Source organism: Streptomyces poriferorum (assembly GCF_019399235.1).
In the GTDB taxonomy this organism is placed as follows: domain Bacteria; phylum Actinomycetota; class Actinomycetes; order Streptomycetales; family Streptomycetaceae; genus Streptomyces; species Streptomyces poriferorum.
On the sequence record NZ_JAELVH010000567.1, the window covers coordinates 1 to 1,017 of the forward strand.

Annotated in this window: 1 protein-coding gene; it reads right to left on the bottom strand. The window is 73.9% G+C overall.

The window, feature by feature from the left end; translation table 11 throughout:
- Nucleotides 1–32 precede the first annotated feature (32 nt).
- Nucleotides 33–782, bottom strand: a complete 750-nt coding sequence (locus tag JGS39_RS39680; protein WP_219574611.1) for a TIGR03089 family protein — start codon at nucleotides 780–782, stop codon at nucleotides 33–35.
- Between the last annotated feature and the right edge of the window lie 235 nt (nucleotides 783–1,017).

Sequence of the window (1,017 nt, forward strand, 5' to 3'; positions counted from 1 at the left end):
CCACCCACCAGCGGCCGGCCCCGCCCCGTCCGTCACACGCTCAGCGTGACCCGCTCGCTCTCGACGCGCTGCGCCAGCCCGTCCTCGCCCAGCTGCCCGAGATGCCTGCACAGGACCACGGAACCCCCGGTGGCGAGCGGTGCGAAGAGCCCTGCGCTGAGACCGTCCCAGGTGTCGTACGTACGCCCCGACAGCAGCCGCGAGCCGGCGCCCAGGCCCAGCGCCGCACCGTCCGCACGGCTCCGCGCGACCAGCTCCGCCCCGGTGAACCCGGCTCCGCCCACGGTCAGCGCCGGAGCATCGGGGTCGACGGGCGCGAACGGGGCGAACCGGTCGCCCTGGCCCGGCACCTCGACGGCGTAGTCCGCGAAGCCCTCGGGAGCCTGTGGGAACCTCCCGCCCAGCGGGCGCAGCGCCAGCGCGATCCGCTCACCGCGACAGGCCCGCGCGGCGTCCAGGCTGTCCGGCCCGGAGACGACGAGATCGGCGGCGGCGGGATCCCCCTGGACGTCGGCGACCACGCCGACCGAAGCGCAGGCCAGCAACCAGACCGCGGACTGCCAGTGCGCGGGCAGGAGCAGCGCGAGCCGGTCGCCGGGCTCGGCGGCGAGGTCGCCCTGCAACAGGTTCGCCGTCTTGGCCACCCAATTGGCGAAGGTGGCCACCGACAGTTCGACGCGCTCTCCGGTGGCGTCGTCGTAGAAAGTGACCATGGGGCGGGCCGGGTCCGCGGCGAGCGCGGAACGCAGCAGGTCGGCAGGGGTGCGGTCGCTGGCGTTCATTCGCAGAAGGGTACGCGGCGGTGGCGGGAGGGGCCGGGTGCGGCGGGAGCCGCGTACACCGGTTCGGCAGACGAGCCGTCAATTGGCCGGAAAAGTCCGGGTCGCCGGAGTGGTGCGCTTGTGCCCAGGATCATTTGTATGCGTGCCTTCCTTGCATCCTCCATTGGTGTCACCTGCGCGGCAGCTCTCGTACTGCCGCTCGCCGCGCCTGCGGGCGCCGCCGCGGCAGCCGAAC

Bases quoted from the DNA above. Each gene is read 5' to 3' on its own strand.
- JGS39_RS39680 (WP_219574611.1), bottom strand. From the start codon at position 782: ATGAACGCCAGCGACCGCACCCCTGCCGACCTGCTGCGTTCCGCGCTC.